The 25,326-nt window shown below is 60.1% G+C and carries 26 protein-coding genes and 1 tRNA gene; 16 read left to right on the top strand and 11 right to left on the bottom strand.

Annotated features, from left to right (window positions below):
- Window positions 1–2 precede the first annotated feature (2 nt).
- Genes urtD through urtA form a run of 4 tightly spaced genes read right to left on the bottom strand, consistent with a single transcriptional unit; the run spans window position 3 to window position 5,266 of the window.
- Window positions 3–743: an urea ABC transporter ATP-binding protein UrtD gene (gene urtD / locus ACXAC3_RS06015; protein ID WP_475157861.1), complete on the bottom strand. Its 741-nt coding sequence runs from the start codon at window positions 741–743 to the stop codon at window positions 3–5.
- Entirely contained in the window at window positions 740–1,969 is a 1,230-nt protein-coding gene (gene urtC / locus ACXAC3_RS06010; RefSeq protein WP_475157860.1) for an urea ABC transporter permease subunit UrtC, read from the bottom strand. Before urtC ends, urtD begins: the two co-directional genes overlap by 4 nt.
- A gap of 3 nt (window positions 1,970–1,972) precedes the next feature.
- Window positions 1,973–3,925: an urea ABC transporter permease subunit UrtB gene (gene urtB / locus ACXAC3_RS06005; protein ID WP_475157859.1), complete on the bottom strand. Its 1,953-nt coding sequence runs from the start codon at window positions 3,923–3,925 to the stop codon at window positions 1,973–1,975.
- A gap of 60 nt (window positions 3,926–3,985) precedes the next feature.
- Complete coding sequence (urtA, locus tag ACXAC3_RS06000; protein ID WP_475157858.1) at window positions 3,986–5,266, bottom strand: urea ABC transporter substrate-binding protein; 1,281 nt, start codon at window positions 5,264–5,266, stop codon at window positions 3,986–3,988.
- Between the two features lie 398 nt (window positions 5,267–5,664).
- On the opposite strand from urtA, the gene ACXAC3_RS05995 reads away from it, so the two are divergent.
- The 9 genes from ACXAC3_RS05995 (at window position 5,665) to ureG (ending at window position 11,078) form a co-directional block, all read left to right on the top strand.
- Window positions 5,665–6,480 (top strand): urease accessory protein UreD, encoded by an 816-nt coding sequence (locus tag ACXAC3_RS05995; RefSeq protein ID WP_475157857.1) that lies wholly within the window; start codon window positions 5,665–5,667, stop codon window positions 6,478–6,480.
- A gap of 1 nt (window position 6,481) precedes the next feature.
- Window positions 6,482–6,784 carry an urease subunit gamma gene (locus tag ACXAC3_RS05990; protein WP_475157856.1) on the top strand — a complete coding sequence of 101 codons (303 nt, stop codon included), beginning with the start codon at window positions 6,482–6,484 and terminating at the stop codon, window positions 6,782–6,784.
- A gap of 18 nt (window positions 6,785–6,802) precedes the next feature.
- On the top strand, window positions 6,803–6,964 hold the full coding sequence (locus ACXAC3_RS05985; protein ID WP_475157855.1) for a hypothetical protein: 162 nt from the start codon (window positions 6,803–6,805) through the stop codon (window positions 6,962–6,964).
- A complete protein-coding gene (locus ACXAC3_RS05980; protein WP_475157854.1) occupies window positions 6,961–7,266 on the top strand; it encodes an urease subunit beta in 306 nt (101 codons plus the stop codon). The genes ACXAC3_RS05985 and ACXAC3_RS05980 overlap by 4 nt, the downstream gene beginning before the upstream one ends.
- Entirely contained in the window at window positions 7,266–8,975 is a 1,710-nt protein-coding gene (ureC, locus tag ACXAC3_RS05975; protein WP_475157853.1) for an urease subunit alpha, read from the top strand. The genes ACXAC3_RS05980 and ureC overlap by 1 nt, the downstream gene beginning before the upstream one ends.
- Window positions 8,976–9,106: 131 nt before the next feature.
- Window positions 9,107–9,331 carry a hypothetical protein gene (locus ACXAC3_RS05970; protein ID WP_475157852.1) on the top strand — a complete coding sequence of 75 codons (225 nt, stop codon included), beginning with the start codon at window positions 9,107–9,109 and terminating at the stop codon, window positions 9,329–9,331.
- 22 nt (window positions 9,332–9,353) lie between these two features.
- A complete protein-coding gene (locus tag ACXAC3_RS05965) occupies window positions 9,354–9,806 on the top strand; it encodes an urease accessory protein UreE (RefSeq protein ID WP_475157851.1) in 453 nt (150 codons plus the stop codon).
- A complete protein-coding gene (locus tag ACXAC3_RS05960; protein ID WP_475157850.1) occupies window positions 9,796–10,443 on the top strand; it encodes an urease accessory protein UreF in 648 nt (215 codons plus the stop codon). The genes ACXAC3_RS05965 and ACXAC3_RS05960 overlap by 11 nt, the downstream gene beginning before the upstream one ends.
- A complete protein-coding gene (ureG, locus tag ACXAC3_RS05955; RefSeq protein WP_475157849.1) occupies window positions 10,440–11,078 on the top strand; it encodes an urease accessory protein UreG in 639 nt (212 codons plus the stop codon). Before ACXAC3_RS05960 ends, ureG begins: the two co-directional genes overlap by 4 nt.
- A 16-nt stretch (window positions 11,079–11,094) precedes the next feature.
- Here the strand turns inward: ureG and ACXAC3_RS05950 are convergent, their stop codons facing one another.
- From ACXAC3_RS05950 to ACXAC3_RS05935, 4 genes are all read right to left on the bottom strand, one after another.
- Entirely contained in the window at window positions 11,095–12,591 is a 1,497-nt protein-coding gene (locus ACXAC3_RS05950; protein WP_475157848.1) for a TIGR01777 family oxidoreductase, read from the bottom strand.
- An 8-nt stretch (window positions 12,592–12,599) separates the two neighbouring features.
- On the bottom strand, window positions 12,600–13,241 hold the full coding sequence (locus ACXAC3_RS05945; RefSeq protein ID WP_475157847.1) for a DUF4166 domain-containing protein: 642 nt from the start codon (window positions 13,239–13,241) through the stop codon (window positions 12,600–12,602).
- Window positions 13,242–13,313: 72 nt separating this feature from the next.
- Complete coding sequence (locus tag ACXAC3_RS05940) at window positions 13,314–13,865, bottom strand: GbsR/MarR family transcriptional regulator (protein ID WP_475157846.1); 552 nt, start codon at window positions 13,863–13,865, stop codon at window positions 13,314–13,316.
- Window positions 13,866–13,973: 108 nt separating this feature from the next.
- Window positions 13,974–14,894 carry a LysR substrate-binding domain-containing protein gene (locus ACXAC3_RS05935; RefSeq protein WP_475157845.1) on the bottom strand — a complete coding sequence of 307 codons (921 nt, stop codon included), beginning with the start codon at window positions 14,892–14,894 and terminating at the stop codon, window positions 13,974–13,976.
- Window positions 14,895–15,226: 332 nt separating this feature from the next.
- Here ACXAC3_RS05935 and ACXAC3_RS05930 point away from each other — a divergent pair, with 332 nt between their 5' ends.
- The 7 genes from ACXAC3_RS05930 to ACXAC3_RS05900 all read left to right on the top strand — a co-directional run bounded on the left by ACXAC3_RS05930 (window position 15,227) and on the right by ACXAC3_RS05900 (window position 22,212).
- Window positions 15,227–16,537 carry an ABC transporter substrate-binding protein gene (locus ACXAC3_RS05930; RefSeq protein ID WP_475157844.1) on the top strand — a complete coding sequence of 437 codons (1,311 nt, stop codon included), beginning with the start codon at window positions 15,227–15,229 and terminating at the stop codon, window positions 16,535–16,537.
- 79 nt (window positions 16,538–16,616) lie between these two features.
- Window positions 16,617–17,504, top strand: a complete 888-nt coding sequence (locus ACXAC3_RS05925; RefSeq protein WP_475157843.1) for a carbohydrate ABC transporter permease — start codon at window positions 16,617–16,619, stop codon at window positions 17,502–17,504.
- Entirely contained in the window at window positions 17,505–18,314 is an 810-nt protein-coding gene (locus ACXAC3_RS05920; protein WP_475157842.1) for a carbohydrate ABC transporter permease, read from the top strand.
- A 9-nt stretch (window positions 18,315–18,323) separates the two neighbouring features.
- Entirely contained in the window at window positions 18,324–19,352 is a 1,029-nt protein-coding gene (locus tag ACXAC3_RS05915) for an NAD(P)-dependent oxidoreductase (protein WP_475157841.1), read from the top strand.
- A gap of 11 nt (window positions 19,353–19,363) precedes the next feature.
- A complete protein-coding gene (locus ACXAC3_RS05910; protein ID WP_475157840.1) occupies window positions 19,364–20,368 on the top strand; it encodes an ABC transporter ATP-binding protein in 1,005 nt (334 codons plus the stop codon).
- Window positions 20,369–20,384: 16 nt separating this feature from the next.
- On the top strand, window positions 20,385–21,413 hold the full coding sequence (locus ACXAC3_RS05905; RefSeq protein ID WP_475157839.1) for a LacI family DNA-binding transcriptional regulator: 1,029 nt from the start codon (window positions 20,385–20,387) through the stop codon (window positions 21,411–21,413).
- A gap of 16 nt (window positions 21,414–21,429) precedes the next feature.
- Window positions 21,430–22,212 (top strand): ThuA domain-containing protein, encoded by a 783-nt coding sequence (locus ACXAC3_RS05900; RefSeq protein WP_475157838.1) that lies wholly within the window; start codon window positions 21,430–21,432, stop codon window positions 22,210–22,212.
- Between the two features lie 150 nt (window positions 22,213–22,362).
- Here the strand turns inward: ACXAC3_RS05900 and ACXAC3_RS05895 are convergent.
- The 3 genes from ACXAC3_RS05895 to ACXAC3_RS05885 form a co-directional block, all read right to left on the bottom strand.
- Window positions 22,363–22,439, bottom strand: a tRNA-Arg gene (locus ACXAC3_RS05895).
- Window positions 22,440–22,503: 64 nt separating this feature from the next.
- Entirely contained in the window at window positions 22,504–23,886 is a 1,383-nt protein-coding gene (locus ACXAC3_RS05890) for an ATP-binding protein (RefSeq protein ID WP_475157837.1), read from the bottom strand.
- 18 nt (window positions 23,887–23,904) lie between these two features.
- Window positions 23,905–25,323: a dihydrolipoyl dehydrogenase family protein gene (locus tag ACXAC3_RS05885; RefSeq protein WP_475157836.1), complete on the bottom strand. Its 1,419-nt coding sequence runs from the start codon at window positions 25,321–25,323 to the stop codon at window positions 23,905–23,907.
- Between the last annotated feature and the right edge of the window lie 3 nt (window positions 25,324–25,326).

Below are 25,326 nucleotides of genomic sequence, written 5' to 3'. Positions count from 1 at the left end.
GCTCAGCGCCCCAGATAGACGTCGATGACGTCCCGATTGGATGTCACATGGTCCAGAGACCCCTCGGCCAGAACAGAACCTTCGTGCAGCACGGTAACCTTGCAATTCAGGCGGCGAACGAACTCCATGTCGTGTTCAACAACCACCACCGCGCGAGACCTGGCCGACTGCACCAGAAGGTCAGTCGTGTGCTCGCGTTCCTGCGGAGTCATCCCGGCGGCGGGTTCATCGACCAACAGCAAGCGCGGTTCCTGCGCCAGCAACATGCCGATCTCCAGCCATTGCTTCTGACCATGGCTCAGCTCTCCCGATTTCCGGGTCAGTTCATCCTTGAGGCCAATCTCTGCCGCGAGCTGCTCGACCTTCTCCAGATCGGTCTTTGAGGGCCTGTAGAAAAGTGCCCTCAACCAGCCGCGATTGTTCTTCAGCGCCATCAGCAGGTTTTCCTGCACAGTCTGGTCTTCGAAAACAGTTGGTTTCTGGAACTTCCGTCCGATGCCGGCCTGAGCGATCCTGGCCTCGGTCATGTGCAACAAAGACACGGATTTTTCTCCCCAGATGACGCGCCCTTCATCGGGCCGGGTCTTGCCGGTGATTATGTCCATGAACGTGGTCTTGCCGGCTCCGTTCGGCCCGATCACGGCACGCAATTCCGCCTCACCGATCCGAAAGGACAGGTTGTTGATGGCCCGGAACCCATCGAAAGTGACGGAAACGCCGCTGACTTCCAATAACGTGCTCATTCGATGGCCTCTTTTTCCTGCAGGGCACCGTCATCGGGTCCTAGGTTTGCGCCATGGCGGTCGGGGTGACGGCGGTTGGTCCACAGGTCGAACAACCCTCCGATCCCTTGCGGGGCGAACAGGGTGACCAGCACGAACGACACGCCCAGCAGCACCTGCCACCAGTCGACCCATTTGATCGTGTAAAAGCCCAGCGGGATATCCGGGGCCTGCCCGCCGGTGAACCAGGTGCTCAGCAGACTAACGAAAGCCGCGCCGATCACTGCTCCATACAGGCGGCCTCTGCCACCAATAGCGACCCAGACGGCCAGGTAAATTGAGGCGATGGGGGCCATCTCCTCGGGGTTGATGATGCCCGCCTGCGGGTAATAAAGCGCGCCCGCGATGGCGGCGATGCAGGCGGTTAGCGTGAAAACGGCCAGCTTGTAGACCTCGACCGAGTATCCAAGGAACCGCACCCGCGCCTCGTTATCGCGGATGCCACGGATCACCGAGCCGAACTTGCCCGATACGATCCACGCCGCCAGCATGTAGCCCAGCCCCAAGGCCAGTGCCGAGGCCCAGAGAAACCAGACCGATACCACGTCCTGTGAGGCAGTGACGCCGGGCAGGTTCTGCAGGCCCGAAAGGCCGTTGTTGCCGCGCAAGCCGCTGTCGTTCTGGAACAGGTACAGCGCCAGAGCCAGAGTCATGGCTTGGGTCAGGATCGACAAATACACGCCGGTCACCCGGCTGCGGAAGGCCAGCCAGCCGAAGATCAGCGCCAGAAGGCCCGGCACCAGCACGACCAGAATCAATTGTAGGGTCAGGCTATGGGAAAAGGCCCAGATCAGTGGGAAATCCGACGATCCGACCACACCGAATATTTGCGTACCGATGGCGTCCACGACCTCGGATGGCGTTGGCGGGATATCGGCCTGTGACAAAGACTCGACCACGATCAGGCGCGTGCGCTCGTACATCAGCCACATGCCGATCATGTAGCCACCCAGCCCGAAAAAGGCGAAATGGCCCAGCGACAGGATACCGGTGAAGCCCCAGACCAGATCCATCGCGACAGCGATCAGGCACAGGCACAGGGTCTTTCCCAGCGTCTTGACGAAACTGGTCGAGATAGCGCCGATCCCGAACCCTTCGGACAGGACGGTCACGCCCAAAGTGAACAGCGACAGGATGGCCAGAAAGACCAGTACGGAGGGGTTCTTGGCGACAAAACTGCGGTCCATGGCTCAATCCCCCGCCGCACGCCCTTTGAGGGCGATGATGCCCCTTGGCCGGAACTGGATGAAAATGATGATGAAGATGATCATGTAGGTCTGCGCTGCGAGCGTATTCGAGGGGTTCATCCACTCGATCCCCTTTTGCAGGAAGCCGATCATGCCCGCGCCCGCCAGCGCGCCCCAGATATTGCCGACGCCGCCGACCACAACTGTCATGAAGCTTTGCACGATATAGTCGCTGCCCAGATCCGACGTCACCTTGGCGAACAGTCCGATGGCAACCCCCGCAATCCCGGCAATGCCCGAGCCCAGCCCAAAGGTCAGCATATTCACCCGCCCCGGATTGATGCCCATCGACCCGGCCATGCGCGGGTTCTGCGTGACGGCGCGCATCTCAAGCCCCAAGCGAGTGCGTTTCATGGTGTACAGAAACAGCCCCAGAAAGATCATCGCCAGAACGAAGATCGCGATGCGGATATAGCTGATCGAGACGACATCGTTCAGCACCCATGCCCCGTCCAGCCAGCCGGGCGCGGTCAGCGGGCGAGCCTGTGTGCCGAAGATGTTCTTGGCCAGTTGCTGCAGGGCGATTGAGATGCCGAAGGTCGCCAGCAGAGTTTCCAGCGGACGGGCATAGAGCCAGCGGATCACCAGCCGCTCCATCGCGACTCCCATGGCGAAGGTGACGGCGAAGGCCATCGGGATGGCGACGATGATCGAAAGCGTATGGTCAGGGATAAACTGCTGGACGACATAGCCAGTGTAAGCGCCCATCATGATGAATTCGCCATGGGCCATGTTGATCACGCCCATCACACCGAAGGTGATGGCGAGGCCGATGGCGGCGAGGAAATAGATCGACGCCAGCGAGATCGCATCGAGCGTCAGATCGAGTGTCTGGTTCAGGCCGACCTTCAGTTCGATCTGTTCCAGTGCCTTTTCGGCGGCTCCGGTCACCCCGGGGGAAGGCTCCGCGTAGGCCTCAAAAAACACATAGGCTTCCAGAGCGGCGTCGATATCGGTTTGCGAAACGAGGTCCGGTACCAACCCGGCATCAGCCAATGCGCTGTAGGCCCGCAGGCGCGCAGCATTGCTGTTGAGCTGGGCGACCGGAACACCGCCAACCCGACCGCCGTCGATGTGTGCAGCCAGTGCCAAGCGGATATCGGTCTGCGACACTTTCGGCGCCGCCAGATCGTTTGCAACGAGCAGATCATATGCTTCGGCCTCGGGCAACGTATCCGAGCCGGGGGCGAGTATGGTGGCGATATTGGCATTCGCGGGCGGTTCGGCCGCCACTTGCCGCCTGGTGAAGACCAGAGGGTTCAGCGCCGCGCGCACATCGACCCCCAGATCGCCGGACATCTCTTCTATCGCAGCTACGCGCGCTGCCGGGTCTGCGTCGTAGCCAATAGTCAGCAGCCGTTCCAGTCGCTGCTTGCGGGCTTTCAGACCGGCATCGGGTTCGCCGTCAATCGACGCGCGCAGAGGTTCCAGCAGAACACCTTCAGGATCGCGCTGGATGGACTGCAACGCGGACAGACGTTTCGCGCGGTCCGGGTCGGTCAACTGGAACTGCACCAGCGCAGTACCGATCAGCGCACGAATGCCGCTATTGGGTTTCAGCTGTTTCAGGTCGGATTTCTCAAAGATACCAACGACCTCGCCGGTATCGAAATCGGTCAACTCATAAGACCGCCCCTCGGTCTTTTCTCCTGAAAAGAACTGACCATCCGACTTGCGAATCCACATGTCCTTGGCGGCCCAAGTCTCAAGCATCACCTGTGCTTGCGGCAACCCGCTGGTAACAATCGCGTCAATCGCAGGCCCGATCGTCTTGCGCGAGCTTTTGGCGATGATCTCCTGATGCTCTTGCAGGATCGGTTGCAGCCCCGCCTCTTGCGCGTTGGCGGTCAGGCAGGCGCATAGAATTGCGAGGCCCGCAAGGAAAAGTCGTAACATGTGGTGAAACCCGAGTGTCTTAAGGGGCAAGGCGGGCATCACACCCGCTTTGCGTGTCGTTTAGTAGTTCGACAGGGTCTGAACGCAGGTCTCGGTCTCGGTGTTGTACATACCGCAACCCAGCTCTTTCCAATCCGACTTTAGCACCGCCGATTCCGGCAGGAAGTCGGTCCACGCGTCGCCGGGCACAACGTCGGTTTCGCTGATGATATCAAACTGACCGTCTTCCTGAATCTCACCGATCAAAACCGGCTTGGCCAGGTGGTGGTTCGGCAGCATCACGGCAGTGCCGCCTGTCAGGTTCGGGAACTCCTGGCCATACATCGCAGCGCGCACAGCGTCGACTTCGGTCGACCCGGCCTCGGTCGCGGCGTTTACCCACATGTTGAAGCCGATGAAGTGCGCCTCCATCGGATCATTGGTCACGCGGTCTTCGCCCATGGTGGCTTTCCACGTTTCGACGAATTCGGCGTTGGCCTCGGTATCCGCAGACTGGAAGTAGTTCCACGCCGCCAGATGGCCGACGAGGTTGGTTGTATCCAAACCCGACAGTTCCTCTTCGCCGACCGAGAAGGCCACCACCGGAATGTCATCCGCCGAAACGCCAGCGGCGGCCAGTTCCTTGTAAAAACCGATATTCGCGTCGCCATTGATGGTCGAGATCACGCCGACCTTTTTACCATCCGCACCCAGCGCGACTACGTCTGCCACGATCTTGGACCAGTCAGAATGGCCAAAGGGGGTGTAGTTGACGAAGATATCTTCGTCCGCGATGCCTTTACCCTTCAGATAGCTTTCCAGAATATTGTTGGTGGTCCTGGGGTAGACATAGTCTGTGCCGAGCAGAGCAATTTTCTCGACCCCCAGTTCCTCCAGAAAATAGTCGGTCGCAGGGATCGCCTGCTGGTTCGGTGCGGCACCGGTGTAAAACACATTCTTCGAAGACTCTTCGCCCTCATACTGAACCGGGTAGAACAGCAGACCGTTCAGTTCCTCGATCACCGGCAGCACCGATTTCCGGCTCACCGAGGTCCAGTTGCCAAAGATCACGTCCACCTCGTGCACGGTCAGCAACTCACGCGCCTTTTCGGCGAACAACGGCCAGTCGGATGCCGGATCGACCACGACGGCTTCAAGCTGTTTGCCCAGCAGGCCGCCCTTGGCGTTTTGCTGGTCGATCAACATCAGCATGGTGTCTTTCAGCGTGGTTTCCGAGATCGCCATCGTGCCCGACAGCGAATGCAGGACGCCGATCTTGATCGTGTCTTCAGCCGACAACGCGGAAGTGGCCGTGGCAGCAAATACGACCGATCCGGCGAGCGTGGATTTGAGAGATTTCATCTAATCCTCCTGGCGGGGACCGGCGAGAGGGCTTGCGCAAATACGCACTTTTCTTCTACCTGTTCCCCGCAACTGTTGTTGCGTTCCGTGTGGCGGTTGTGTCCGAGGTCCAATTCGCGCAGCCGTCACACACCCTGGGATTTTCCCCCGCTACGGGCACCCATACGGTTTCTGCATCGCAGCGAACTAAGCAACCAGCCTGTGTTGCATTTGCGAAAATCAGCCGCTGCCGCTTAATTTTTAATCTACTGCTCGGGCCTGTGGTCAATAATTGGTCACGCGCGTTGGAATAACGCCTGCTTGCGGCACCGTGGAATAGTTTTCCGACGCCCCAGCGGGGAAACAAGTTGCACGAAACAACCTGCCACAGGTGCCCCATTACTCAACTTGCCACCATAGTGCCCAAGCAGCGTGCGACGCCCCCGCGTGCCAAGGGCGTTGTCAGCCTGAGCACCAAGCAGCTTGGCAAAAGGTCGGTTTTGGACTCATTTCGTCAGTCCGGGTCATTCAAATGCCTGTTTCCCCGAACTTCGACGCCCGGGCTGGATGCAGTCCTTTTGAACACGGCAGGCGGTGTTACAGGCGGCGACATGTTCCGCTTTACCGGAGAGGCCGCTGCGGATACCGCGCTGACCCTGACAACCCAGGCCTGCGAGCGTGCCTACAAAGCGCAACCCGGTCCATACGCGCAAATCATCAACCATCTGACTATCGAGTCCGGCGCGCGGCTGAATTGGTTGCCGCAGGAGACCATCCTGTTTGACTCCTGCGCATTGGACCGCCGCCTGCTTGTCGAGATGGCGCCGGATGGGACGATGCTGTTGGTCGAGCCAATGGTCTTTGGACGCGCGGCCATGGGAGAGAGACTGACCGAAATCCGCCTTCGCGACCGGATCGAGATCCGGCGCGACGGATCACCCGTTTTCCTCGATGCCACGCGGTTTTCCGGTGATCTGCACGCCCATGTTTCCAAGCCGAACGTTGCAAACGGAGCAGGCGCGATGGCGCTGATCGTCTTTGCCTCAGCCACCGCTGAGGGCCATCTGGATCACGTCAGGAGGATGCTGCCCGACACCGCCGGAGCCAGCCTGATCCGGAAAGACCTGCTGGTAATCCGGATACTGGCGGAAAGCAGTTTCCACCTTCGCCGCGCGCTGATGCCGATTCTACGCCGGCTGAATGACGATACTTTACCCCGATGCTGGATGCTGTGACATGAACCTGACCCCTCGTGAAAAAGACAAACTGTTGGTCGCAATGGCCGCCGAAGTGGCGCGAAAGCGGCTGGCGCGCGGCGTTAAACTGAATCACCCCGAAGCCATCGCTCTGATCACCGATGCCGTTGTCGAGGGCGCCCGCGATGGGCGTTCGGTCGCGGACATGATGCAGGCCGGGGCCGAGGTCATCACCCGTGATCACTGCATGGAAGGCGTGCCCGAGATGATCCACGAGGTTCAGGTCGAGGCCACCTTCCCTGACGGCACCAAGCTTGTCACTGTCCACAACCCCATTCGTTAACTTGCAAAGGAGTTTCCAATGAACCGCATGCTGTTTCCCGCCCTTGTTCTGTCCGGCCCGGCCATGGCCCATACGGGCACCCAAGCTCACGCCCACGGAACCGACTATGTCATGCTGGGCCTTGGCCTTGCCGCGATTGCACTGGTCGCGACCGTTCTGATCTCGAAGCTGCCAAAATGATCCCGGGCGAGCTATTCCCAGCCGATGGTGAAGTCATCCTGAACGCCGACGCGCCGACAACGACTCTGATGGTTTCGAACACAGGGGACCGGCCGGTGCAGGTGGGCTCACACTACCATTTCGCCGAAACCAACCCGGCGCTGGAGTTCGACCGCGACGCTGCGCATGGGCATCGGCTGGACATCGCGCCGGGTACTGCGGTGCGCTTTGAACCGGGGCAAAGCCGTGAAGTCACGCTGATCCCAATTGGCGGCGCGCGCAGGGTCTATGGGTTCAATCAAAAGGTCATGGGGGCGCTCTGATGCCGGCGCACATCCAACGCTCGGACTACGCGGCCATGTTTGGCCCCACCACAGGCGACAAACTGCGACTGGCCGATACCGACCTGATCATCGAGGTTGAACGCGACCTGACCACCTATGGTGAAGAGGTCAAGTTCGGCGGCGGCAAGGTGATCCGCGACGGGATGGGGCAATCTCAGATCACGCGCGCCGAGGGAGCGGTGGATACGGTGATCACCAACGCGCTGATCGTCGATCACTCTGGCATCTACAAGGCGGATGTGGGCCTGAAAGACGGGCGCATCGCCAAGATCGGCAAAGCCGGGAACCCGGATACGCAAGCAGGCGTCGATATCATCATCGGCCCGGGGACTGAGGCCATCGCGGGCGAAGGGCGTATCCTGACCGCAGGCGGCTTCGACAGCCATATCCACTTCATCTGCCCGCAACAGATTGAGGACGCGCTGCATTCCGGTCTGACCACCATGCTGGGCGGTGGCACCGGCCCGGCGCATGGCACTCTGGCCACCACCTGCACCCCCGGCCCCTGGCATATCGGGCGCATGTTGCAGGCGGCGGATGCCTTTCCGATGAACATGGCCTTTGCCGGCAAGGGCAACGCTTCGCTGCCCGCTGCGTTGGAGGAACAGGTCAAGGCGGGCGCCTGCGCGCTGAAACTGCATGAGGATTGGGGCACCACGCCTGCGGCCATCGACTGCTGCCTCTCGGTCGCGGATGCGATGGATGTGCAGGTGATGATCCACACCGATACGCTGAACGAATCCGGGTTTGTGGAAAACACCGTTGCGGCCATGAAAGGCCGGACGATCCATGCGTTCCACACCGAAGGCGCGGGTGGCGGCCATGCCCCCGACATCATCAGGATCTGCGGCGAAAACCACGTTCTGCCCTCCTCGACCAACCCCACCCGGCCATTCACGGTAAACACGGTCGAGGAGCATCTGGATATGCTCATGGTCTGTCACCACCTCGACAAATCCATCCCCGAGGACGTGGCCTTTGCCGAAAGCCGCATCCGGCGTGAGACCATTGCGGCTGAGGACATCCTGCATGACATGGGGGCGTTCAGCATCATTGCCTCTGACAGTCAGGCCATGGGCCGCGTCGGAGAGGTACTGATCCGCACCTGGCAAACCGCCGACAAGATGAAGAAACAGCGCGGACGTCTCGCTGAAGAAACTGGCGACAACGATAACCTGCGCGTCCGCCGTTTTATCGCGAAATACACGATCAACCCGGCCATCGCACATGGGCTGAGTCACGAAATCGGCAGCATCGAAGAAGGCAAACGCGCTGATCTGGTCCTGTGGAACCCCGCCTTTTTCGGCGTGAAACCCGAGATGGTTTTGCTGGGCGGCACCATCGCCTGCGCGCAGATGGGGGACCCCAACGCCTCGATCCCGACGCCGCAGCCGGTCTACAGCCGCCCGATGTTCGGGGCTTTTGGGCGGGCGGTCGAAAACTCGGCGATCACGTTTGTCTCGGCCGCCGCGCAGGCGGCCGGGATTGGCGACAGGCTGGGGCTGGCAAAACAAACGGTCGCCGTCCGGGCCACCCGCGGCATCGGCAAGCGCGACTTGCTTTTGAATGACGCAACGCCGGAAATCTCGGTCGATCCGGAAACCTATGAGGTGCGCGCGGACGGCGAGCTGCTGACCTGCCAGCCTGCCGAAACTCTGCCGATGGCGCAGCGCTATTTCATGTTCTGACTGTTTTTTTGTGCTGCGTTGCAGCACCTGCATCCCGGCCATGATCAAACACCCACTACAAAGTGAGGACGAAATGACAAACTATGAAACCCATGGGAGGACCAACGCCACGCTCGTATTCGGGGGTCCAAATGGCACATACAGCAAGTCAGGCACGCAGCGGTTTTTCCCTTCCCGGCCTGTTCTCTTCAATCGGTTCGTCGATCTATTTGGCATTGGTCAGGCTGGCCGAGGCGCAATCCCGCGTTCGGAAAATCGAACGTTTCCAGTCGATGAGCGACGAAGAACTGCGCAAGCGCGGTCTGACGCGCGATCGGATCGTACATCACGTGTTTGCGGATTCCATCTGGCTCTGACCAGTTCCGAGGGGGCGTGCCAATGACCGCCCTGCTCTGCACAGCACGCCAGTACAGCGACCACAAACATGGTGATCCCGCGGACCATCTGTCGCTGACCTACGAAGACCGTTTTTTGCGCCGCAAGGTCCTGACCTGTAACAGCGGCGAACAGATTCTTGTCGATCTGGCGCAGACCACGTCGCTGGAACACGGCGGCGCCCTGATCCTGGAGGACGGGCGAGAGGTCGAGATTCAGGCCGCGCCCGAGATGTTGCTGGAGGTTCAGGCCGCCGACCTGCCTCGCATCGCGTGGCATATCGGCAATCGCCATACGCCCTGTCAGATCGAACGGAACCGCCTGTTGATTCAGGTGGACCATGTCATCAGGGACATGTTGTTGAAGATCGGCGCAACCGTCCGGGAAGTGCGGGAGCCGTTCACACCCGAGGGTGGCGCATATGGTCACGGCAGGACCCATGGCCATGCCCACTGACGCGGAAATCCTGACGCTGACACAATGGCTATCTCCGGCTTACCCGATAGGCGGGTTCGCCTATTCTCACGGGTTGGAAACCGCGATTGACGGCGGCGTTGTTACCAGCGCTGCAGAGACAGGCAGATGGATCGCCGACGTGATTGAACACGGGTCCGGGCGCAACGATTGCCTGTTTCTGACGGCGGCTTACAAGGCACTCACGCCCCCGGCACTGGCCGAAGCCGACCGCACCGCGCGGGCGTTTTGCGCCTCGGCAGAACGGTTGCTTGAAACGCACCTGTTGGGTGAGGCGTTCTGTGGCGTAACAGCCGAGGTCTGGGCGCTGGACATGCGCTCTCTGACCTATCCGGTGGCGGTCGGCCTCGCGGCCCGGCTGCAAAACCTGCCCTTGCAACTGACGGCCCAGATGTACCTGCAGGCGTTCCTGTCCAATCTGGTGGCCTGTGCTACACGGCTGGTGCCCCTTGGCCAGACCGACGCCCAGCGGCTGATCCGCGATCTGACGCCATTGGTGCAACGCGTGGCACGTGATGCGACTGACGGCGGGCTGGACGACCTTGGGTCCACCGCCTTTCTGTCCGATATCGCGGCAATGAAACACGAAACCCAGTATTCAAGGATATTCCGATCATGACCAATATGAACGGCCCCCTGCGCGTTGGCATCGGTGGCCCGGTGGGTGCCGGAAAAACCACGCTTACTGCCGCGCTGTCCGAGGCGCTGCGCGACAAGGTCTCGGTCGGGGTGATCACCAACGACATTTACACGCGTGAGGATGCAGAGGCGCTGATGCGCATGCAGGTTTTGCCGCAGGACCGGATCATTGGCGTGGAAACCGGCGGCTGCCCGCATACGGCCATCCGCGAGGATGCCTCAATCAACCTCGCCGCCGTGGCCGAGATGCAGGCCCGTCACCCGGAGGTCGAGGTGGTGCTGATCGAAAGCGGCGGCGACAACCTGTCGGCCACTTTCAGCCCCGAACTTGCGGACGTCACGCTCTACGTTATCGACGTGGCCGCAGGCGAGGAAATCCCGCGAAAGGGCGGGCCAGCCATCACGAAATCTGACGTTCTGATCATCAACAAAACCGATCTGGCCCCGCATGTCGGCGCCTCGCTTGAGGTGATGGATCGCGATGCCTCCAGAATGCGCAAGGGGCGGCCTTTCGTGTTCACATCTTTACGGCACAGGCAGGGCGTCGATGACATTTTGACCCTGCTGGCGCAGATCGGTGGGCTGGACGTGTCGGGCCAGACAGGGGCGACCTAGCGCCCCTGCGCCAAATTCATTCTGCCGGTGCCTGATCGGCCGAAGCCGCCGCAGTATTTTGTTCCGGGCGGGCACCGGTGATGTCGCGCAGCATCGGGGGCAGTTCCGCGTAACGGAAGGAAAACCCAAGCCGCAACAGACGGTCGGGCAGAATACGTTGACCCCCCAGCATCGTCTCGCGCCCCAAATCGCCCAGCGCGAAGGACAACAGCCAATCGGGAAACCGCAGAACGGCAGGTCGGCGCAGGGCCCGGGCAAGGGATTGCGTGAACTCAGCATTGCGCACAGGGGTCGGCGCCGTTGCGTTCAGCGGACCGTCCACCTGACTGTGCGCCATGGCAAAGGCGATCACGCGCACCAGATCGTCCCGTTCGATCCAGGACATCCACTGCCTGCCGTCACCCAGAACGCCACCGCCGCCAAACTCGAACGGGGTGAGCAACCGGGCAAGCATGCCGCCCTCGACGCCCATAACAAGCCCGATGCGCAACGCCACCACCCGCACGCCATGGCCCGCGATCCGGCGGGCCGCTTGCTCCCACGCCGCGCAGACATCGTGAACAAAGGCCGGTGCCGGATCAGCCGTTTCGGTCAGCGCTTCGTCGCCACGCAAACCGTACCAGCCGATGGCGGACCCGTTGATCAGGCAGTCCGGCTTGTGCGTCAGCCGCTGGATCAGCGCGTCCAGAGCCGCTGTCACATCTACCCGCGATTGCAGAATTCTTGCCCGCCGCATTCTGGTCCAAAGCCCGCCCGCAACGGGTTCACCGGCAAGATTGACGATGGCGTCAAACCGTTCGGCGTCGTCGATCTGATCCAGGCTGCGGATTACCCGTACAGGATGGTGCAACGCGTCCGCCTTGCGCGGGTCGCGGGTCAGGACGGTCACGTAATGCCCGGCGGAAACAAGCGCCTGCACCAATCGCTGACCGATAAAGCCGGTGCCACCGGTCACCAGAATGTGCTGTCGCGGGTTCAGGTCTGCCACCAGCCCGGCCGGTTCGGCGCGGATCAGACGGTCGCTGCGTTGCGCGGCCAGCAGATCGCGGGCGCCGAACAGTGCCACGCCGAAGGCCGACAGGGTCATCAAAACGCTCCACCAGCCATAGGAGACCGGCACCATTCCGGTCGGCAACAGCGCCCAGGCCCACAGATAGGGGACGGCCAACGCAAGGATGGCACCGTAATTCAGAGCCAGCAGCGTGTGATTGACACGCTCGCTGCCGGGCAGTTTGCGGGTCAGGTCCTCTTCTACAAAATCCCACAGAGTGATGATCACTTCGACCACAAGAATTGCGCCCAGTCCGATAGCAAAACCGCCCCGTGGTTCGAACCAGGCAAAACCCAGGAAGATCACCGCATAAAGGCAGTTTCGTATACCGTGCAGGCGCAGCTCGGTCTTTTGCGGCGGACGCCAGGCAAGCCGTTCGGTGCCTTCGTGGTGAAACAGCGTATCGAATGCCCCCATGAAAATCTGCAGGGCGATCAGGCTCCAAAGAATGGGATTGTCCATAAGACCTCCTAACTGTCGTGAAAGATTGCGTACTGACGGATCAACTCGCCGAACATGCGGCTGTGCAGGGTCAGGGAAAACAGAAACCGCGACCCGCCCAGGTCCTTGTGGGCAATGGTCAGCGCACCGGGGCGCAGCCAGGGCGGAAACCGCAGCTTTCTTCGACCAAGCTGCAGGAAATAGTGGGCGCTTTCGAAATAGATGCCTTCCCGGTCTGCGCTGACGCAAAGGGCCATTCCTATTCCGTATCCCACATATTCCTCGATCCCGGTGGGCCCGGCAAACCGTTTCGAACTGTGTATAACCTGTGGAAAACCGCCGGTGCGGCCGTATTGGCGTACCCAGAACTGACCGCGACCAGCAAAGTCTTCGGTCACGGCGACAATGGCGGGCTGGTTGATGCAGCTTTCGTCAAAAGGCAGCGGTCCCCCGATCATCCGCGCCAGCAAGGCCAATGCCCGGCCGACCGGGTTCAGGCGCATCGCGACGACCTTGCCCTGATAGACAACGCTGGCACCGCCAGCCAACCGGTGCCCAAATCGCCGCCGCACGGATGCGGGCAAGGCGTTCCAGGACCTGGTTCCCAATAAGCTGCTGAAACGGTTGTCCGTGGTGGTTTTCAGATTTTGCGGCACTCCAATTTGCTTCATATCGCACCTTTATCGTAAAAACTGTTATTTCTGCATTAAGAGAAATATGGTTTCAAAATTTTTTCCTAACGCCTAACGACCGCCAATTCTGAGCAAGGACAAGACCTTGTCACCCATTTTCATGAGCATCGCGAGTTTTGATTTCGGAACATTGAGCATCTGGCCCGACCATTGATCTGCAGTCGTCAGAAACTCTTGCATGCTTTGCATACGGTCCAGGACTGTGGGGTGAAGGTCCGGTTCCGTTGCCGCCTGTCGCACGCAGATGTCGATGGCGCGAATTGCCGGATCAATTTCCCGCTCTTTCCGGCCTTTGGCGATCAGCAGAGCCATTTCCCATACATCGGTTTCGGCGACGAAATGCTCGCGCCGGTCGCCGGGAACCGGAACACGCTGGATCAACCGCCAACCGACCAGTTCCTTCAGAGAATTGGACACGTTCGACCGCGCAATACCCAGTTCCTGAGAAATCTGTTCGGCGTTCAAAGGCGACTCGCTCAGATACAGCAATGCATGGATTTGTGCGACCGAGCGGTTGACGCCCCACTGGCTGCCCATGTCTCCCCAATACAGGATGAACTGTGATTTGGCCGACGGCTGGGATATGTCTGATATTTCTGTCATGACAGAAATATCAGACATTGAGCGTCAGGAGTCAAGTGGCGACCCCTGCACTTTTTGTGATCAGGACGCAGTTAGAGGGTGCCTAGACAATTTACGGGAATGGCGAAGCTAACGAAAATTCCGGGTCGAAACAGGTGGCTGAAAAGCTTCGCAATTCTGCATATCGTCCGCAATTCTGAAAAAACTGGCAACCGCCGCCGTCTGCCTCATCGCCGGCAGGCAGGTCAGAAAATGGCTGGCAATCAGGTTGTTATCCTGAACCGGAACGAACCGGATACCCGGTTCATCCCTGCATTCCTGCGCAAAGGCCACGCCAATACCAACGCCCGAATCCACCAGGGTCCGGATCGACCCCCACGATCCCAGACCAAGGATCGTTGTCAGGTTCACACGGCGCAGTTGTGCCGCGGAATCAAAAATCCGCCGCGTCGAGGATGTAGGTTCGCGCTGAATCAGCTTCAGGCGTTCGACGTCTTCCCAGCGGGCAGTGCCGGCGGCTGCCAGCGGATGGGATTCAGGAACAACCAACCCGATCTGCGTTTCCGAGATCTTTTTCCCGACAAGATCCGGTGGCAGTTCCTTCGCAGTGACTAACCCGACATCGAACTCACCGGTATATAACAACGGCAACAGATCGTGCGTGGCCAGTGAACGTGCCGTGACATCGACAGACGGATACGCGCGGACAAATTCGGAAATCAGCGGAATCGCGATTTGATAGGTCGAATATCCGATATGGAAGCTGCCAGAGTGCAGGTCGCGTTCCGATGTCAAAACTGTGTCGATACTGTCGCGCAGCGCGATCAACGCCTTGATGTCACCTCTGATTTTATTAAGCAGCGGCGTTGACGTGATGACCGACCCTGACCGATCCAGCAGACGGCACTGGTAATGCTGTTCCAGCGCATAGACCAGATTGGACACGGTCGGCTGCGAAACACCAAGCTCTTTCGCGGCCAGCGTAAAGCTGCCAAGACGCACCACGGATTCCAGCGCCTGCAATTGTTTTAGGCTGATTTTCGACTTCATATTCTTGCCTGTCTGGCTGGATGCAGGAGGACTGCCACAACGGTGCGTATTGCCACAGAATTTCGCCACTTGTTGTAGCGACAGTGTAATGCCCTGAACAGTCACATCTTTGGTCCTGTGTGACGCCGTTTTTCCACAAACTACGGATTCGCTGAACGTCCTGCTTTGAACGGCAGGCGACGTCTGTGTTGCACACGACATGCACCATCCGCTCCGTCGGAACGCTACGCGCACAGGCAGGCAACGCTACGCCAGTCATAAATGTATTCGTTTACATTTTGAATGTAATCGTATACAAACCCTGCAGGTGCTATACCTATGGGAGGACTATCATGACCAAATTCTTGGGATCGTGCGCGTTGCTTGCCGCGCTTGCCGTTTCGCCATCGGCTGCATTTGCGCAATCAGAGGTCGTTGTCTGGGTCGCCGGTGAACCAGGTCAAACAAACGTCTATGACGATCTTGCCGCGGCGTACAATGCGCAGGCGTCAGACGCGAAGGTCACAATCGTCAAGAATTCGTCTGATTTGTTCAACCCAGCGCTGATCCCTGCCCTTTCCGCCGGCGAAGGTCCAGACCTGTTCTCCTTCGGGACGGGCCCGGGCCAGCCTGCTGCCCTGATCGCCGGCCAGTTGGTGGCTGACCTGACCGACGCGTATTTTGAACACAGTTGGGCCGACACCATCCCTGAAGGCATCGTGGTGCAGACGTCAAGCGACGGAAAGCTCTGGGCGTTCGGCAACGAGGTCGAAACCACCGGCATGTTCTACAACAAGGCGATCTTTGCCGAACACGGCATCGAAGTGCCCGCCACCTGGGCTGACATGGAGGCCGCCGTCGCGAAATTGCAGGAGGCCGGTTATGACACCCCCATCGGGCTTGGTGCCGCCGACAAGTGGCCTGTGTCGCATTGGCAGTCCATGATGTTTGGCCGCTATGCGGGCCCGGAAGGGATTGAAAACGTCCTGTTCGGCGATGGCGCCTGGACCGACGCGCCGTTTGTCGCAGCCTCTGCCAGGCTGCAGGATATGGGCAGGGCCGGATGGTTCGGCCCGACCCCTGTCGCCATCGGGTACGGAGAGCTCATGGACCGTTTCTGGGCCGGTGAGATCCCGATGACCTTTACCGGACCCTGGGTGATTGGCGGCGGAACCGAGGCCGCGGGCGACCGGATCGGCGATTTCAGCGTTTTTGCGGTGCCGCCTTTCGAAGACGACCAGAAAATCCACCCCACCAACTCGATCGGCAGCGGCTGGTACATTCGGGGAAGCTCGGAAAACAAGAACGCCGCGGTCGACTTCCTGAATTTCATGTTCACATCGACCGAAGGCCGGGTTGCGCTTTTGAACGCGGGAACAGTGCCCGTGGGTCCGCTTGACGCCGCTTTGGCCGAGGCGAAGATGCCCGATCTTGCGGTCGCCATATGGAAAGCGTCGGACGATTATGCTGACAACGGATCGGTTCCGGCCTTCCTCGACACGATCACCCCGGGCAGCCTGACAACCGTGTCCTATGACGGGTTGCAGGGCCTGTTGCTGGATGTGATGACGCCCGAGGAATTCACCGCTGAAATGCAAAACGCATGGGCGGCCGCGAAGGAAGCGGGGGAAATCATGCTGCCCGGCGGCATTGCCGAACGCTGACGCCGCGCATGGCTCAGGGTCTGCCCTGCGGGGCGGGCCGCACCTCAAGACATCATGAAACCCAGCCGAGAGTGGCCGCATGTTTTCTGATCCGGATTCCAAATGGGCGCAGCGCCTGAACCCCGTTCTGTTCCTGCTGCCCGCGCTGACGATCTATATAGTCTTTGCGATCTATCCGACCTATTCGGTGTTCGAATACTCGTTCACCGACTGGGATGGCATCAGTCCGAAACGGAATTTCATCGGTCTGGAGAACTATCAAAAGCTGTTCTCTGACAGGATTTTCTGGGAGGCGTTTCGGAACACCTTTGTCTGGTCCGGCGTGATTATCGTGATCAATGTCGGGCTCGGGCTGGTCATTGCGGCGATGCTGGCGCGGGTCTGGAAGGCGCGACTGTTGATTCAGACCTGTGTGGTACTTCCGGTGGTGATTTCACCGATGGCCGTCGCCACGATCTGGCGGTGGATGTATCAGCCGACGGGCGTGATCAACCAAATGTTGGAAAACGTTGGGCTAGGTGCGCTGGCCACGCCCTGGCTGGGCAGCCCGGACGTGGTGCTTTACGCGCTGGCGCTGGCGCATAGCTGGTCGACTATCGGGCTGAGCGTCATCATCTTTCTGGCCGGGCTTCAGGCGGTTGACGAGGACCTGTACGAAGCCGCCCGCGTTGACGGCGCCAACCCGCTGCAATCCTTCCGCTATGTCACATTGCCGGCGTTGCGCCCCGTCACCGCGGTTGTCTTCATTCTGACGCTGACACAGTCGTTCAAGGTCTTTGATATCGTTTGGGCCACGACCCAGGGCGGGCCAATCCGGTACAGCGAGATCCTTTCGACCTACATGTACAAACGCGGCGCGCTTGAGAACCAGTATGGCTATGGTTCCGCCATCGGGGTCGCCCTGCTGGTCATCGTCAGCATCGCAACCATCCTGTACATGCAGATTCAGAATAAGGAGGACCGCTAGATGGGCCGGTGGGTTCTTCTGTTCGTTCTCGGGGTGATTGCCGTTTTGATGGTTTCGCCGCTGATCCTGACGGTGTTCACGTCGCTCAAACCGACGACAGAGCTCGTGAACCCGCCCTGGTATCCGCCCATCAAACTGACCTTCGAACACTATTTTCGCGTTTGGACCGATGGTGGCTTCAGCCGATATTTCTTTAACACGCTGCTGATCTCGGTGGTTGATGCCGTCGTCATGATCGGCATCGCCTCGCTGGCGGCCTACGCCATGGTGTTCATGGAGTTTCGTGGCAAGCTGGTGCTTCAGGTCCTGTTCCTGATCGGTCTGATGATCCCGGTGACGGCAATCGTTCTGCCGCTGTTTCAGATCGTGCGGTCCTTTGGACTGCTGAACACGCATCTGGGCGTGATCTTCGCGGACCTGGCCCTTGCGGTTTCGATCTTCGTCTTCATGTTCTCGTCCTATTTCATCGGCATCCCCAAAGCCCTGCACGAGGCGGCGCGGATTGACGGCGCGACCGAGTTTCAGATCTACCGCCGTGTCGTTATGCCCATCGCAACGCCTGCCGTCGTGACAACGGCACTGCTGGAGTTTTTGTGGAGCTGGAACGACCTGCTGCTGCGCCTTCTGCTTCTGACGCAGGACGAGATGCGCACATTGTCCGTCGGGCTGCTGAATTTTCAGGGCACGATGACCCGCGACGTGACCGGGCTTTCAAGCGGAACGGTGATCATGGCGATCCCGGTCGTGATCCTGTTCCTGTTCTTTCAACGTCACTTTGTGCGCGGCATGACCGCGGGCGCCGTGAAGTAGAGGGTAGACATGCCGAAACCGCTCCTCATCATGGATCAGCACTTTCGCCAGGTCGAAGAACTGTTCCGGCCCAGCGCCTTCTCCGGCCTCAGCGCGCTGTGCGACATTCACGGCGGGGTCAACTGGCCGATGGCGCGCGCCGATTTCATGGACCGCCTGCCCGACGCCGAGTTCGTCGTCGCCGCAAAACCCGAATTGGACCGTAACGATCTCGCCAAGGCGCCCAACCTGAAGGCCGTCATCGAAGTTTCGGGCACATTCCAGACCGGTCTCGACTATGAAGCCTGTTTTGAAGCCGGAATCGAGGTTCTGTCCTGCGCACCGGGATTCCGCCGTTCAGTCGCTGAAATGGCGCTGGGTCTGATGATCGCGGGCGGGCGCGGGATCGTTGACGAACACGAACGCTTCCGCTCGGGGTCCGAACGGTGGTTCAACGACAATATAGGCACCGATTTTTCACTGTATGGCCAGACGATCGGCTTTGTCGGCTACGGGTCCATCGCGCAGGAATGCGCGCGTCTGCTGGAACCTTTCGCTCCGCAGATCCGGGCCTTCGATCCCTGGCTCAAGGCCACGGGCACAAGCATCGACGGTGTCGAATTCTGTGAACTGGACGACGTCGTCACCGGCTGCCGGTGTGTCGTTGTTGCGGCCACGCCGACCGAGGACAACTATCAGCTGGTCTCGCGCGGTCTGATCGAAAGGATGCGGCGCGGCGCGTTGGTGGTGGTTATCAGCCGTTCGCATCTGGTTGACTTTCACGCTTTGGTCGAAGCTGCGGACGCGGGGCGCATCCGGGTGGCCAGCGATGTCTTTCCGCATGAACCGGTGTCGAAACGGGCCCGTATGCGGCAGGCCGACAACGTCATCTGGTCGCCACACCGCGCGGCTGCGGTCGAAGGTGGCCGCCACCCGATCGGCGACATGGTGCTGCACGATGTGCGCGCCATTTTGTCGGATCGCCCGGATCGGCAGCTTCAAAAGGCGTCGCTGGACACGGTCCGCAAGATCATTCGCGCGCCGCTGGTTGCAGGATAACGGAGGAACATATGGCCGGTGTAGAGCTCAGAAACCTGTCGAAATCATACGGAAATGTCGAGGTTCTTCACGATATCAACCTGTCGATCGAGGATGGTGAATTTATCGTGTTTGTCGGCCCCTCGGGATGTGGAAAATCCACATTGCTGCGTATGATCGCAGGGCTGGAAGAGGTGACTGGCGGCGACCTGATGATCGGCGATCAGCGCGCCAACGATCTGTCCCCGCGACAACGCGACATCGCGATGGTGTTTCAGTCATACGCGCTTTATCCGCAGATGACGGTCGCCGAGAATATGGGGTTCTCGCTTAGCCTGGAACGCCGGCCCAAGGGTGAGATCGCGCAGAAGGTGCAGGAAGCGGCAGACGCCCTGCAGCTTGGCCCGTATCTTGACCGCAAGCCCGGGCAATTGTCAGGCGGACAGCGCCAGCGGGTTGCCATCGGGCGCGCCATCGTCCGCAAGCCACAGGTCTTTCTTTTGGATGAACCTCTGTCGAATCTTGATGCCGCCTTGCGGTCGGAAACGCGCGTCGAGATCAGCGAACTGCATCAGCGCATGGAAACAACGATGATCTACGTCACCCACGATCAGGTCGAGGCGATGACCATGGCAGACCGGATCGTGGTTCTGAACGGCGGCTACATAGAACAGGTCGGCAGTCCGATGGAGTTGTACAACCACCCGGCGACCGAATTTGTCGCGGGTTTCATCGGCTCGCCCAAAATGAACTTTGTAAAAGGGCGCTTTGCCGAGGCCGTCGGCGCAGAAACCCTTGGTGTCCGGCCCGAGCATTTTACGCTCGGCGCAGGTGACAATGCATGGGAAGGCAAGGTCACGCTGGTCGAGCGTCTGGGGCATGACACCATCCTGTACGTGAAAGTCCCTGATGCCGGCGTTCTGACCATCAGCCTTGACGGGCAGCATGATCAACAGGTCGGCGACACTGTGTACTTGCAGCCGCGGGCGGAATTCATCCATAAATTCAACAGGGAAGGACGGCCAGTCGCGGCCTGATCGGCAGGAACAAAATATGCAGACAAAGCGTCCAACGGTCAAAGATGTTGCCAGGGAAGCGGGCGTTTCCATCGCGACCGTCAGCCGTGCCATGTCGCGCCCCGACGACGTCAGGCCCGCCACACGCGACCACGTGTTCGAGGTGATGAAGCGGCTGGGCTACCGGGCCAACCAAGCCGCCGGGGATCTTCGGCGGGGACGCAGTAAGACATTGCTGGTTCTGGTTTCGGAAATCACCAACGCGTTTTTTGCCGAGTTCTTCAAAGGGATCGAGGAAGAAGCCCGCGCGCATGGCTATGTCCTTCTGATCGGCGACACCTCTGAAGACGCGGACAGCGAACGCGCGTTTTCGGACATGTTGCTGATGAATCAGGCGGGCGGGCTGATCCTGAATACCAACGGGTTTCTCGAAGACCTCCTGCCCAGCGACGCCCAGGGCACCTATTCCGGGCCGCCCGTTGTGTCTTGTGGCGGGCATAAGGAAATTGACCTGCCAACCGTCAGCACCGACGATGTAGAGGGAGGGCGGCTGGCCGCCAGCCACCTGATTCAGCTGGGGCACCGTGATATTGTGCAGGTCTGCGGCCATCTGCAAAGCAATGGTTTTGAGCGCCGGCATCGCGGTTTCTCCCAAACACTCAAGAACGCCGGCATCCCGGTTCAGCGCGACCGCGAAATGCAGGGGGCCCTGTCTGTCGACTACGGGCTTGACGCGGCGCGCCGGTTGATCGCAACGGGCAACCTGCCGACGGCTGTATTCGTGCATAATGACGAGACCGCGACAGGTTTGCTGCACGGCCTGGTCAGCGCCGGTGTGCGGGTGCCCGAGGACATCTCGGTGATCGGATATGACGACATGCCCTATGCGGCAATTTTCAATCCGGGTCTGTCGAGCGTTCGCCTGCCGCGCCGCGAATGGGGTCGGCTGGCCTGCCGCAAACTCGTGTCCCTGCTGAACGGCGAGCCCGGCGCGGACCAGCCCGTCATCATCACGCCCGAACTGATCCCGCGCGCCAGCACCGCCTCCCCGCGGCCTGCGTCCTGACAGAAGGAGGCCCATCTTGATTCGTACTGTTGTGTGGGGCGAAAACGTCCATGAGCGAACCAATGAAACCGTCGCGGGCATCTACCCTGAGGGGATGCACACCTGTATTGCCAGCGCCCTGAACCTTGCCCCCGATATCCAGGCGACAACAGCAACACTGCAAGAACCGGAACACGGCCTGCCTCAATCGCGCCTCGACGAGACCGACGTGCTGCTCTGGTGGGGCCATGCCGCGCATGCGGACGTATCGGACAAGGTGGTGGATCGCGTGGCCGAGGCCGTCTGGTCCGGCATGGGCCTGATCCTTCTGCATTCCGCGCATTTCTCGAAAATATTCAAAAAGCTCATGGGCACCCCCTGCAACCTGACATGGCGCGAGGCCGGCGAGCGCGAACGCATCTGGATCACCGCCAGGGGGCACCCGATCACCCGGGGCCTGCCGGATTACTTCGAACTGGAGCAGGAAGAAATGTATGGCGAGCCGTTCGCCGTCCCTGAACCTTTAGAGACGGTCTTTGTCAGTTGGTTTCAGGGGGGTGAAGTGTTCCGGTCCGGCCTGACTTACCGCCGTGGTGCGGGAAACATCTTCTACTTTCGCCCGGGACACGAAACCTACCCGACCTATTATGAGGAAAACATCCGCCGGGTTCTGCAAAACGCGGTTCACTGGGCGCAACCCCAAACACCGCGCCTTGCAGATGTTCAGGAGGCGCCGAACCGGACAGCAGAGAACGCGCTGGAACCTATCGAAGAGAGCGGACCGAAACTTCATACCGATGGCGACGGTGGGTTCCGATAGTGCCGGGCACTCGGCACCGGTATTGTCCGGACCTAGAAGTCCGCTGATCAAAGGCGCGAAATATCAGCATGAACCCTGTCAGGTTCGGTCGAAAACGGCAGTTGTAACGTGGAATCTTCCGCCACGTTTTCCGCTAGTCTAAGGAAAAAATGGCGGACCGAGGAGGATTCGAACCCCCGACCCCTTGATTCGTAGTCAAGTACTCTATCCAGCTGAGCTATCGGTCCGCGTTGGTGAGGCGCTATGTAGACCCGGTGTTCAGGACGTGCAAGCCGATTCTGCAAAAATATTTTAAAAAGTCCCGTCGCCCTTCGGAAGCCGGATTTCAAATGTCGTGCCCTGCGGTCCGGTGTCGGCCAGAACCAGCTCACCACCATGGCCGCGCACCAGTTCCTGTGAAATCGCCAGCCCAAGGCCCGAGCCGCCCTTGCGCACGCCGCCCTGAAACGGCGTGAACAGGTTTTCGCGCGCCTTGGGCGGCAGGCCAGGGCCGTTGTCCCTGATCTCGACGCACCAGTCATTTTCGTGCGCGCAACCCGCAATGGTGATCTTTCCAGGTTTGCCGGATGCCACCAATGCCTGGCGCGCGTTGCGGACAAGGTTCATCATGACCCTGAAAATCTGTTCGGGATCGGCGCGAGCCACCAGATCACCGGGGACCTCATTCACGATCTCGACACAGGCGTCGGCTACGGCCATCTGTTCGCTGGCCACGACATCCTCGGCCACGTCGCGCAGCGGCACCATGGTCAGGGTTGGGGCGGGTTCTTCCGCGCGCCCGAAGGCCAGCGTACTCTCGCACAGGGACACCGCACGTGTGATCGAATTCACCAGCTTAGGTGCCATGCGGCGCACCAGCGGATCGTCGCTGGCCTCGATCCGGTCGGTGAACAGCTGCGCAGATGTCAGAATGTTCCGCAGATCGTGGCTGACCTTGGCAACCGCGCCGCCCAGTTGAGCCAGCCGTTCACGTTGTTTCAGGGCCTGCGTCAGTTCGGTCTGCAACTGCTGCAACGCTTCTTCGGCCTCGCGCAGTTCCGTCACCCTGGAATCCGGTGAGATTATTCCCCGCGCGTCTTCCGGCGCGCTGGCATAGCGCTGCATATAGCCAACCACGCTTTTGATCGGCTTCACCAGCACGACCCGCACGGCCAGAAACAGGAAAAAGGCAGTGATGATTGAAATCACAAAAGACAGGCCCAGAATCCGCAGACCATAGTCCGTCATCGCCATCCGCAAGGGCATGCTGTCTGTCGTCACCTCGATCAGCAGCCCCGCGCCCTTGACCGGTTCACCGATCACGCGAATGACTTCGTTTTCCGGGGTGAACAGGCGGGTGACGGCGTCGCGGATCAGTATCCAGGGACCGGCATCGCGCAGGTCATAGGTCTTGGTGATCTGTTCCGGAATGGGCGAGGACAGCATCAGTTGCCGCACCTCGTCCCGCCGCAGCACGACGTTGTAGACGCCCGCATTGGCCAGCAACTCGGCCTCAAGATCCTCGGCCAGCATGTCATCGGCCAACAGCGCCAGCGAGGCGATCTGGGCGCGCTCAAGCCGGTTCAGCAGGAAATCCTCGCGAAAGCGCGCAATCGAGGGGACAAAGATCAGGACTTCGGCCAACATCACGAAGACCGTCGTCAGGATCAGAAATCGGCCCGACAGCGAGTTCAAATTACGCTCCCTTTCTGGTCAGGGCATCCAGCGCTGGACGAACCTGACCACTCGTTTAACCGTTTGATTCTCAAACAGCCTTGGCGAGAAATAGGCACCCGCCACGCGTTTGTTAAGCTCTCCGATCGTCGGATAGGGTGAAACCATCGCGGCGATCTGTCCCATCTTCAGGTTATTGGCCAGTGCCAGCGACCACAAGTTGATCAGTTCGCCCGCCTGATGCCCTACGATTGTGGCGCCAACGGGACGGCCCTTGACGACCATGACCTTGATGAAGCCTTGTGTCTTGCGTTCGGTTATCGCCCGGTCGTTGTGGTGGTAGTCAAAGCGCGCAATCTCAACCTTATCGCCGTGTTGCGCGCGCGCTTGCTCCTCGGTCAGACCGACCTGCGCCAGTTCCGGGTCGGTATAGGTGGCCCAGGGGATATGCGCGGTTTTCACCCTGGACGGCAGGCCGAACAGCGCCGAGCGGATGATGATCCCTGCGTGATATCCGGCAACGTGGGTGAATTGCAGACCGCCCGCAACATCGCCGATGGCATATACCTTGCGGTTTGTGGTCCGCAGCGACTCGTCAACTTTGATCCCGGTGCGGGTGGGTTCGATCCCCGCCGCCTCAAGGTTTAGACGGTCGGTATTGGCCTTGCGCCCCACCGCCAGCAGCAGATGCGAGCCCGAATAGATGTCTCCGTTCTCGGTCACGACCTCAACCGCGCCTTCCCCACCGCGTATCTGCGCCACCATTGCCTGTTCTTGGATTGCGACACCCTCATTGCGCAGCGTGTCCAGAACAAGCGCCGCGGCTTCGGGGTCGTCCTGGCCCAGTGCCTTCAAACCCTCGATGACCGTCACCTTGCAGCCCAGCCGGATATGAGCCTGTGCCATTTCCATTCCGATAGGGCCGCCGCCGATGATCAGCAGATGCGCGGGCTTTTCCCGCAGATCAAAGATGGTCTCATTGGTGTAGAACGGCACGTTGTCCAGCCCGGGGATCGGCGGCACCAAAGGCGACGACCCTGTGGCGATGACCACACGCCGCGCCGTGATCAGGTGATCGCCCGCCTGTACCTGGGTCGGAGAGACAAAGCTGCCATACTCCCGAATGACCTTCACGCCAAAGCCTTCGAACCGCTCTTGACTGTCCATCGGTTCGATCTGCGCGATGACGTCGTGGACATGATCCTTGGCGGCGGCGTAGTCCACTTGCGGGGTGACATCCGCCACGCCCAGCGCCGAGGTATGGGCCTGCGCGTACGCCGCCTTTCCGCTGGCGATCAGCGCTTTGGACGGCACGCAGCCAAAGTTCAGACAGTCGCCGCCCATCTTGTGGCCTTCCAGAAGGATGACATCGGCCCCCATCTGGCTGGCGCCTGCGGCCACGGACAACCCGCCCGACCCGGCCCCGATCACCAGGATATCGGTTTTCAGTTCTTGCATGAA

The organism is Ruegeria sp. ABV4_181 (assembly GCF_056158465.1).
Note: the sequence above shows the minus strand (reverse complement) of the source record. Positions and strands in the feature narration are given on the sequence as shown.

Excerpts from the sequence above, each read along its gene's own strand:
- urtD (WP_475157861.1), bottom strand. The coding sequence starts at position 743 with ATGAGCACGTTATTGGAAGTCAGCGGCGTTTCCGTCACTTTCGATGGG.
- ACXAC3_RS05980 (WP_475157854.1), top strand. The coding sequence starts at position 6,961 with ATGATCCCGGGCGAGCTATTCCCAGCCGATGGTGAAGTCATCCTGAAC.
- ureG (WP_475157849.1), top strand. The coding sequence starts at position 10,440 with ATGACCAATATGAACGGCCCCCTGCGCGTTGGCATCGGTGGCCCGGTG.
- urtC (WP_475157860.1), bottom strand. The coding sequence starts at position 1,969 with ATGGACCGCAGTTTTGTCGCCAAGAACCCCTCCGTACTGGTCTTTCTG.
- urtA (WP_475157858.1), bottom strand. The coding sequence starts at position 5,266 with ATGAAATCTCTCAAATCCACGCTCGCCGGATCGGTCGTATTTGCTGCC.
- ACXAC3_RS05885 (WP_475157836.1), bottom strand. The coding sequence starts at position 25,323 with ATGCAAGAACTGAAAACCGATATCCTGGTGATCGGGGCCGGGTCGGGC.
- ureC (WP_475157853.1), top strand. The coding sequence starts at position 7,266 with ATGCCGGCGCACATCCAACGCTCGGACTACGCGGCCATGTTTGGCCCC.
- ACXAC3_RS05970 (WP_475157852.1), top strand. The coding sequence starts at position 9,107 with ATGGCACATACAGCAAGTCAGGCACGCAGCGGTTTTTCCCTTCCCGGC.
- urtB (WP_475157859.1), bottom strand. The coding sequence starts at position 3,925 with ATGTTACGACTTTTCCTTGCGGGCCTCGCAATTCTATGCGCCTGCCTG.
- ACXAC3_RS05930 (WP_475157844.1), top strand. The coding sequence starts at position 15,227 with ATGACCAAATTCTTGGGATCGTGCGCGTTGCTTGCCGCGCTTGCCGTT.
- ACXAC3_RS05910 (WP_475157840.1), top strand. The coding sequence starts at position 19,364 with ATGGCCGGTGTAGAGCTCAGAAACCTGTCGAAATCATACGGAAATGTC.
- ACXAC3_RS05965 (WP_475157851.1), top strand. The coding sequence starts at position 9,354 with ATGACCGCCCTGCTCTGCACAGCACGCCAGTACAGCGACCACAAACAT.
- ACXAC3_RS05935 (WP_475157845.1), bottom strand. The coding sequence starts at position 14,894 with ATGAAGTCGAAAATCAGCCTAAAACAATTGCAGGCGCTGGAATCCGTG.
- ACXAC3_RS05940 (WP_475157846.1), bottom strand. The coding sequence starts at position 13,865 with ATGACAGAAATATCAGACATATCCCAGCCGTCGGCCAAATCACAGTTC.
- ACXAC3_RS05990 (WP_475157856.1), top strand. The coding sequence starts at position 6,482 with ATGAACCTGACCCCTCGTGAAAAAGACAAACTGTTGGTCGCAATGGCC.
- ACXAC3_RS05945 (WP_475157847.1), bottom strand. The coding sequence starts at position 13,241 with ATGAAGCAAATTGGAGTGCCGCAAAATCTGAAAACCACCACGGACAAC.
- ACXAC3_RS05960 (WP_475157850.1), top strand. The coding sequence starts at position 9,796 with ATGCCCACTGACGCGGAAATCCTGACGCTGACACAATGGCTATCTCCG.
- ACXAC3_RS05985 (WP_475157855.1), top strand. The coding sequence starts at position 6,803 with ATGAACCGCATGCTGTTTCCCGCCCTTGTTCTGTCCGGCCCGGCCATG.
- ACXAC3_RS05925 (WP_475157843.1), top strand. The coding sequence starts at position 16,617 with ATGTTTTCTGATCCGGATTCCAAATGGGCGCAGCGCCTGAACCCCGTT.
- ACXAC3_RS05920 (WP_475157842.1), top strand. The coding sequence starts at position 17,505 with ATGGGCCGGTGGGTTCTTCTGTTCGTTCTCGGGGTGATTGCCGTTTTG.
- ACXAC3_RS05905 (WP_475157839.1), top strand. The coding sequence starts at position 20,385 with ATGCAGACAAAGCGTCCAACGGTCAAAGATGTTGCCAGGGAAGCGGGC.
- ACXAC3_RS05915 (WP_475157841.1), top strand. The coding sequence starts at position 18,324 with ATGCCGAAACCGCTCCTCATCATGGATCAGCACTTTCGCCAGGTCGAA.
- ACXAC3_RS05950 (WP_475157848.1), bottom strand. The coding sequence starts at position 12,591 with ATGGACAATCCCATTCTTTGGAGCCTGATCGCCCTGCAGATTTTCATG.